The organism is Ilumatobacter sp., from assembly GCF_049588435.1.
Classification (GTDB): Bacteria; Actinomycetota; Acidimicrobiia; order Acidimicrobiales; family Ilumatobacteraceae; genus Ilumatobacter_A.
Window position 1 is genome coordinate 1 of sequence record NZ_JBAVYV010000010.1, and the last position, 7523, is coordinate 7523.

Below are 7523 nucleotides of genomic sequence, written 5' to 3' on the forward strand. Positions count from 1 at the left end.
GGTGGCCCACATTCCGGTGACGACGATCGACGACAGGATCCGACGCCCGCGACCGCCCTGGGGGAGGAGCGGAGTCGCGATCATCCCCGCAACGGTGATCGCGCCCGTGACAGCAGCGACACGATCAGCACGATCGGAGACACGCGTGGCTGCCCTCGTCATCGGAGCAGTGATGTGACGAGGCGGGCCTTCGCGAACGTCGAGACCGACGCGCGGGACTCGAACACGTCGTAGTCCTGGTGTTCGATCTCGTCGAGGATGCGGCTGTACAGGGTGTGTGCCGCGCGAACACACTTCGCCGATCGCGGGGGCATCATCGAGATTCCGATCTCGGCCGAGCGGTACAACTCCCGACATCGCTCGATCTCGAATCGCATCATCTCGACGAACTCGGGTGACACCTTCCGTTGCGTGAGGTCGACGTCGAAGCGGACGGAGTCCTCGAGCGGGATGTACTGCCGTCCCCGATCGAGGTCCTCATCGATGTCGCGCAGGAAGTTGGTGAGTTGGAATGCGTTCCCGAGATCGCGGGCGTGGGGGAGTGCAGCAGCGAGGTCCGTCGGTTCGAGGATCGGCAGCATCATCTCGCCGATCACGGCGGCCGACCCGTCCATGTACACGAGAAGCTCGTCCCACGACCGATACGACTCGACCGTGAGGTCCATCGTCATCGAACGGAGGAAGCGACGGAACGTCCCGGGGTCGATGTCGAAGGCGCGCACGGTGTGAACGACCGCTTTGAGCACGGGATCGTCGGATCCTCCCGCATCGAGGTCGACGAAGAAGCGGTCACCGAACGTCGCCAGCGCCTCTGCGCGCGCCGCGGTCGGGACGGCCCGTCCGCCTTGCGACGGGATCTCGTCGACGATGTCGTCGGCGTACCTGGCGAACGCGTAGAGGGCGTGCACGTGATGGCGCTTGATCTGGGGAAGGAGCTTGGTCGACCAGTAGTAGGTGGTGCCGTGGCGCTTGTTGAAGTCCTTGCACAGCGCGTAGCTCTCGTCGAGAGTGACCGGTCCCGTCGGCAGGAGCCGGGTCGTCGGCACCGGTGGTCGGCGTCGAAAGGGCAGGTGGACACCCATTGCGGTCATCGTAGATCTCCCCGATCGGTGGGGACGGCGGGTCGAGTGACCGGCGTCATCGGTTCGTCGCGAACTCGTCGACGCGCTGGGCTGCCAGCTTTCCGGAGATCAGCACCATCGGGACCCCGACGCCGGGCAGGGTCGACGAACCGGTGAAGACGAGCCCCGGGACCCGCTTGTCGACGTTGTTCGGCCGGAACGGCCCGGTCTGGAAGAACGTGTGAGCGAGCGCGAACGGGGTGCCCTGCTCCATGCCGAGTCGTTGCCAGTCCTGGGGGTCGTAGATCTCTTCGACGACGACGTCGGTCGGGTATCCGAGCTCGTCGACCCTGCGACGCAGCGAACCCATGATGCGGTCGCGTTCGCGCGACCAATCGATCCGGCCGCTCAGATTGGGGGTCGGTTCGAGGACGTACAGGCTGCTGCAGCCATCGGGCGCCAGGCTCGCATCGTCGAGACTGTGCAGCGTGACGAGGATCGACGGATCAGGCATGCGGACTCCGTCGTCGATGAGCGCCTTGAACGAGCCGTCCCAATCGTCACCGAAGTGGATGTTGTGGTGGGCCGCGTCCGCTGGGGGCTTGCCCTGCACCCCGGCGACCCACAGCAGGCACGACGGCGAGTACTTGCCGGATCGCGCCTTCCGGGGTGCCGGTACGTCGTCACCGAGCAGTTCGCGGTAGGCCACGGGAAGATCCGGATTGCACACGACCGCATCGGCCTCGACCAGCTCGGACCCCTCGCCGGAGCCCAGCCGTACGCCGCGGACCGAGCCGTTCGGATGGCGGACGATCTCGGTGACCGGGCAGGAGTATCGGATCGTCACTCCTGCGCTCTGCACGGCGTCGGCGAGTCCGGCTGCCATCTGGTGCATTCCCCCCTCGGGGACGAAGACGCCCTGCACCGAGTCCATGTAGGTGATGACGGCGTAGATCGCGAGCGCCTCATAGGGTGCGAGCCCGGCGTACATCGACTGGAAACTGAAGATCTGCTGGAGCCGTGGGTCGTCGAAGAACGATGCCACACGCTTGTCGAGCTTGCCGAAGCCGCCGAGCTTGAGCAGCGACAAGCCGTCACGCCACGGCTTGATCAGATCGAGCGGTGAATCGAGGTTGGTGTCGATGAACGACCGCATCTCGGCCGTGTAGAGCTGCGCCAGCCAGTCGGAGAAGCGACCGAATGCGGCTGCCTCGCGATCGTTCGCGAACCGTCGGATCTCCTCGGTCATCGCCTCGCGTCCGTGGCGGACGAACAGCGTCGACCCGTCGGGATAGCACGCCCGGTACATCGGGTCGACCGGCTTGATCGTGACGTGATCGGCCATGTTCGCGCCGGCCGCCGCGAATGCCTCCTCGAGGAGGTCGGGCATCGTCAGCACGGTCGGGCCGTTGTCGAGTGTGAATCCGTGCGATCGGACCACACCGGCGCGGCCACCCGGGATGTCGGATCGTTCGACGATCGTCACGTCGTGACCCGCTCGACTCAGGTGCGCAGCCGCGGACAGGCCACCGAGACCGGCTCCGACGACGACGACGTTCATCAGCGCCGATCAGGCATTGCGTTGGCTCACGTACTCTGCGAGCGAGATGAGCTCGGCCTTCGCCGTGTCCGCGATCGGGGCCACGTCGAGCGACGTGATCGCGGCCTGCGTGAGCGCCGAGATGTGCTCCTCGAGTTCGTCGAGCGCTCCCGTCTCGACGATCACCTGCTGCACGCGGGCGACGGCGTCGCTCGTCATGTCGGGGTTGCCCACGAGTTCGAGGACATCGATCTGAGCCGGCGTTGCGCGCCGAGTGGCGCGGGCGAGCAGCGGGGTGGGCTTGCCCTCGATGAGGTCTCCGCCGACGGGCTTGCCGGTCGTCGCTTCGTCACCGAACGCGCCCATGACGTCGTCGCGCATCTGGAACGCGTCGCCAAGGGGAAGTCCGTACTCGCTGAGCGGAGCGAGCAGTTCGTCGGCACGCTCGGGCGCGGCCAGTACCGCGCCGAGGTGGAGCGGCCGCTCGATCGTGTACTTGCCGGACTTGTATCTGCAGATTCGCTCGGCGCGGGTGACGTCACGGGTCCGGCTGACCCCGCCGAGGATGTCGAGATACTGACCGATGTTCAGCTCGATGCGCAGCTCGTTCCAGATCCGGCTGGCCTCGGGTGTGATCGGCCCGAGCAGTTGGTCGGCGTAGACGAACGCCAGGTCGCCGACCAGGATCGCGACCCCTTCACCGAACCGGCGCGACTCGCCCGCCCAATCGTGCTCGGCGTGCTGGGCCTCGGAGACGACGTGGGTCGTGGGCTGATTGCGTCGGGAGTCGGCATCGTCCATCACGTCGTCGTGGAACAGGGCGAACGCGTGCATCAGTTCGAACGCGGCCCCGGCGTCGATGTCGATCTGATCGTCGGTCCCGCCACCGGCGCCGACGTAGCCCCAGTGGCAAAAGGCAGGACGCAATCGCTTCCCGCCCGACAGCACGAGACGGCGGATCTCGTCGATCGGATGGGCCAGCTCGGAGTCGAACGACGACCATCGGTCGCGTTCGGCCGCGAGGAACTCGTCGAGTCGTCGATCGACTCGGGATGCCAGCTCGAGGAGGGACTCGGGGGCGCGGGCAGACATGGTTCCGAAGGCTACCGACCGCCCTCTCCGCGGTCTTGTTGTGCTCCGCGGTTCAGGAATCGTCGTCGAGATCCGCCGCGGCGTCGAGATCAGCGGTGACCTGGCGGATCTGCAGATCCGCAGTGCTGATCTTGTCGCGGCAGAGCGTGATCAGCTCCGATGCGCGTGCGACCCGCTCGGCGAGGCGGTCGACGTCGACGTCGGAGCCTTCGAGTTCGCGCAGGATGCCGTCGAGTTCACGGAGGGCGTCGGCGTAGCCGGGGACGGTGGATTCGGTCATGCGTCGGGATCGCTTTCGGAGTCGGAGATCTGGCGGACGGTGTCGACCACGCTGGTGATCGCGCCATCGACGAGGTCGGTGGACAGCACGTCGCCGGGCGCGACGTCGTCGGTCGAGCGGACGATGCCGCCGTCGGCGTTGCGGGTGATCGTCCATCCCCGCGCCAGTTGGACGGCCGGGTCGAGAGATGCGGTGCGCGCTTCGAACACCTCGAGGCGATTCGACTCTCGCTCGAGGGTGAGCGTCGCGCGATCGTGCACTCGTTCACCCGCCGCATCGAGATGAGCCGTCGCCCGGGCGAGCGCGGCGGGTGCAGTCGTCGCCAGCCGGCTCCGGCGCATCGTGAGCCGTTCGTCGGCCCGTTCGATGGCGGCGCCGGTTCGGCCCGCGATTCGGCGCGTCAGGTCGTTCAGTCGGCGGTCGGCCTCGGTGGTCGTGGCGAGTGCGCGACGAGCGATGGCCTCGAATGCTGTTTCGGTGTCGGCCACGTAGCGCGCGACGTGTTCGATGAGCTCGCCGGCGCACGCCGTGGGTGTCTTGAGTGCCGTGTGTGCGACCTCGTCGGCGATCGTCCGGTCGGTCTCGTGGCCGATCCCCGTGAGCACGGGACACGGGACCATGGCGATCGTGTGGGCGATCCGCTCGCTGTCGAACACGGCGAGTTCGTTCTTGGCGCCACCGCCGCGGATCACCACGACGGCGTCGAGCACTCCCTTGCGGGCGCCCCGAGCGAGTGTTCCGATCGCTCCGGAGATCATGCGGTCGGCACCGTCACCCTGCACACGGGTGTCGGCGACCACGAGGTCGAACGCGAAGCCGCTGCGGGACATCTCACTCTGGAAGTCGGCGAAGCCGGCCGACTCGACGCTCGCCGCCACGCCGATCCGCAACGGGACCGGTGACAGCCGGTGCTGTTTGTTGAGCCCGACCATCCCGCTGGACACGAGCCGGCTCAACACCTCCTCGCGGGACTGGGCGATCTCGCCGAGCGTGTAGCGCGGGTCGATGTCGACCATCTTGAGGCCGAGCGTTCCGCGGGGCTTGTAGAAGTCGAGGTGCCCGTGGATTCGGACCTTCATGCCGTCGCGGAGGTCGAGACGGTTCGATCGGAGCTTGGGGGTGAGGCGGGCGATCGCCGGGGCGAACAGCTTCACCTCGATCTTCGCCTCGGCCCCACGGTCCTTCTCGACGAGCGAGAAGTAGATGTGCGGTCCGCCACGTTTGAACCCGTTGATCTCTCCGCGGACCCAGACGCCGTCGCGGAACCCGCGACGCAGCTGGTCATCGATCGCGTCGGCGAGTTCGCCGACGGTGAAGGTGAGGTCGCCCGGCTCGTCGACCGGATCATCGTCGAACTCGAAGGCCGGCTGCGACATCTCGTTCAGCCTGCCATGAGATTCGGCCGGACCGTCGCTCAGGCCCCGAGCTGGCGGACGTTGCCGCTCGGCGGGGTCTCGTCGTCACCGTCGGAGTCGAGCGCGAACAGCTCGCCGTCGACGGGAAGATTGCGTTGCTGTCGGATCGACTCGAGCTCACGGAGCGGTCGCTCCAGCGCCCGCCGGCGCGTTCCCGACAGCGTTTCGAACTCGCGCTCGACGCCTTCGAAGCGCTTCTTCACCTTCTCGACCTGGTCGGCGTACTTCGTCCACTGCGTCCCGAACTTGCCGATCAGCTGCAGGATCTCGGAGCTGGTCTGCTCGATCTGGAAGTTGTCCTGGGCCTGGCGGATGACGCCGAGGAAGGCGAACAGAGTGAGCGGCGAGCACATCACGACCTGCTGGCTCATCGCGTCCTCGAGCAGCCCCGGGTCGTGCTCGTGGATGAAGCCGGTGAGCTGCTCGTTCGGGATGAACAACAGCACGTTGTCGACCGCCGAGCCGGTTCCGGTCGTGGCGTACTCGCGTTTTGCGAGTTCCTTCACCCGGGCGCGCACATCGGTGAGGAACTGCTTGAGGTGGGCCTCGCGTTCGGCTTCGGTGCCCGCCTCGAGATAGCGGAGGTAGGCAGCCATCGGGAACTTGACGTCCATGAACAGCGCCTGGCCCTTGGGCATGCTGAATGTGAAGTCGGGCCGACCCGTCGCGCCCTCGATCTGGGTCTGCTTGACGTAGTTGACGTTCTCGATGAAGCCGGCCAGCCGCAGCACGTCCTCGGCCATCCGCTCGCCCCACTGGCCACGAGCCTGCGGGTTGGCGAGGGCCGAACGCAGTGCTTGCGTCGACTCGGACAGCGTGTTCGCGATCTCCATGTGTGCCTTGAGCGAGGAGTCGACCTCCCCGAACCGCTGTGCGCTGGTCTGGCCGAGGGTCGCGAGCATCTCGGTGACCTTGACGAGTTCGCCGCGCATCTCGGCGTGCACCTGGTCGAGGCGGGCATCGATGAGGTCCTTCTTCGCACCGAGATCGGCCGACGTGTTCTCCTTGAGCTGGTCACTGGTCGAGTCGAGGTACTCGCGGAGCTGCGTGGTCGTCGAGGCGAGCTGCGCGGTCTGGGTCTCCATCGATGCCTGGAACTGCTCGCGCTGGAGGACGGCGGCCTGCTGGAGCGCAGCCTGCACCGCCGCATCCCGCTCGGCGGTGGCCTGCTGGCGGGCTTCGGCCACCGCACGGTTGACCGCGGCTTCGACCGCGGCCTGTACCGACTCGTTGGTGGAGGCCTGCTGGAGGGAACGCTCGGCATCGGCCTCACCGGCCGCGCGCTCGGCCTGCGCGGTGGCGAACACGAAAGCGCCGGCCGCGGCGGCCATGGCCAGCGCGACGGCGACGATCATCACGAGGATCAACATGGGGCCCATCATGACGTGGGGGTGCTTCAGTGTTCGCGGACCCTGCCGAATCAGGTCGGGATCAGGCGGGCGTGGCGGTGATCTCGGTGGCTTTGACCGCCGCCCAGATCGAGTTTCCCGGACGAAGGCCCAGCGCAGCGACGGCCTCCGGTGTGACATCGACCGCGATCGGCACCGGGCCCGCGAGGGTGACGCGCACCGTGTCGCCGAGCGGTTCGACGATGTCGACGCTCGCCTCCCAGCTGTTGCGTTGGCTCCCGCGCGGGCGCTCGGGGTGCAGCGAGACCGCAGTCGGGTGCACCGTCAGCACCACGGTGCCGGTGAGCGCGTGGTCGGTGATCGTGAACGCGTGTTTGTGCTCGGCGAGCCCGACGACCCCGTCCTCCGCTCGTCCGACGTAGAGGTTGGTGCCGGTGAGCGCTGCCACGTAGGGCGTCGCCGGTGATCGGCGGATCGCATCGGGAGTGCCGAACTGGCTGATGCGGCCACGCTCGAGCACGAACAGATGGTCGGCGAGGAGGAAGGCATCGGACGGGTCGTGGGTGACCAGCAGCCGCGGTCCCTCGAACGAGTTGAGCTGTTCACGCAGCACACGCCGGATCTCGGAGCGTGTGGTCACGTCGAGGGCGGCGAGCGGTTCGTCGAGGAGGAGGACATCGGGGCTCGCCGCCAGTGTTCGAGCGATCGCGACCCGCTGCGCCTCGCCGCCCGACAGTTCGCTCGGGCGCCGTGCGGCGAGCGCACCGAGCCCGAGCAGTTCGATCC

7 protein-coding genes are annotated in these 7523 nt (G+C 67.4%); all 7 read right to left on the reverse strand.

What is annotated here, in order from left to right:
• Positions 1-158 precede the first annotated feature (158 nt).
• Positions 159-1082, reverse strand: a complete 924-nt coding sequence (locus tag WBV89_RS00275; RefSeq protein WP_423979345.1) for a phytoene/squalene synthase family protein — start codon at positions 1080-1082, stop codon at positions 159-161.
• 55 nt (positions 1083-1137) lie between these two features.
• Positions 1138-2622 carry a phytoene desaturase family protein gene (gene crtI, locus WBV89_RS00280; protein ID WP_423979346.1) on the reverse strand — a complete coding sequence of 495 codons (1485 nt, stop codon included), beginning with the start codon at positions 2620-2622 and terminating at the stop codon, positions 1138-1140.
• 9 nt (positions 2623-2631) lie between these two features.
• Positions 2632-3693 carry a polyprenyl synthetase family protein gene (locus WBV89_RS00285; protein ID WP_423979347.1) on the reverse strand — a complete coding sequence of 354 codons (1062 nt, stop codon included), beginning with the start codon at positions 3691-3693 and terminating at the stop codon, positions 2632-2634.
• Positions 3694-3745: 52 nt separating this feature from the next.
• Positions 3746-3973: an exodeoxyribonuclease VII small subunit gene (gene xseB / locus WBV89_RS00290; RefSeq protein ID WP_423979348.1), complete on the reverse strand. Its 228-nt coding sequence runs from the start codon at positions 3971-3973 to the stop codon at positions 3746-3748.
• Complete coding sequence (gene xseA / locus WBV89_RS00295; RefSeq protein ID WP_423979349.1) at positions 3970-5349, reverse strand: exodeoxyribonuclease VII large subunit; 1380 nt, start codon at positions 5347-5349, stop codon at positions 3970-3972. The genes xseB and xseA overlap by 4 nt, the downstream gene beginning before the upstream one ends.
• Positions 5350-5387: 38 nt before the next feature.
• The gene (locus WBV89_RS00300; protein WP_423979350.1) at positions 5388-6758 is read right to left on the reverse strand and encodes a DNA recombination protein RmuC; all 1371 of its coding nucleotides are present in this window, start codon (positions 6756-6758) and stop codon (positions 5388-5390) included.
• Between the two features lie 61 nt (positions 6759-6819).
• The coding region (locus tag WBV89_RS00305) for a sulfate/molybdate ABC transporter ATP-binding protein (RefSeq protein ID WP_423979351.1) at positions 6820-7523 on the reverse strand (704 nt) is incomplete at its 5' end.

What these genes read in the sequence shown, in the direction of transcription:
- WBV89_RS00275 (WP_423979345.1), bottom strand. Translation starts at nt 1,082, where the DNA reads ATGGGTGTCCACCTGCCCTTTCGACGCCGACCACCGGTGCCGACGACC.
- crtI (WP_423979346.1), bottom strand. Translation starts at nt 2,622, where the DNA reads ATGAACGTCGTCGTCGTCGGAGCCGGTCTCGGTGGCCTGTCCGCGGCT.
- WBV89_RS00285 (WP_423979347.1), bottom strand. Translation starts at nt 3,693, where the DNA reads ATGTCTGCCCGCGCCCCCGAGTCCCTCCTCGAGCTGGCATCCCGAGTC.
- xseB (WP_423979348.1), bottom strand. Translation starts at nt 3,973, where the DNA reads ATGACCGAATCCACCGTCCCCGGCTACGCCGACGCCCTCCGTGAACTC.
- xseA (WP_423979349.1), bottom strand. Translation starts at nt 5,349, where the DNA reads ATGTCGCAGCCGGCCTTCGAGTTCGACGATGATCCGGTCGACGAGCCG.
- WBV89_RS00300 (WP_423979350.1), bottom strand. Translation starts at nt 6,758, where the DNA reads ATGTTGATCCTCGTGATGATCGTCGCCGTCGCGCTGGCCATGGCCGCC.